Consider the following 246-nt stretch of genomic DNA (forward strand, 5'->3'; position numbering starts at 1 on the left):
CTATTGTATGGCCTACATATCCAAATCTATCACTTCCTGCCTCAACAGCAATTGAGATGTGTCCTCCAGCTTCTACAAAAATCATTTCTCCCTCAGCCATTTGGGCTCCATTGCTCGTAGTTGCTGCTGTTAACATATATGCGTTGGTAGGATTTACGACTCCTTTTTTAGCACCTCCATCTGATCCGGTGCTATAAATTCTTTTCTCGTCGGTCATAACGCTAAATAAGGATTGTGCACCACCAT

At 42.7% G+C, this 246-nt stretch carries 1 protein-coding gene; it reads right to left on the bottom strand.

The features are described from left to right. A partial coding sequence (locus SB724_RS21365) for a hypothetical protein (RefSeq protein WP_410573027.1) occupies positions 1-246 on the bottom strand: 246 nt, incomplete at both ends.

This window comes from Bacillus sp. SIMBA_031, from assembly GCF_046535225.1.
In the GTDB taxonomy this organism is placed as follows: Bacteria; Bacillota; Bacilli; order Bacillales; family Bacillaceae; genus Bacillus; species Bacillus velezensis.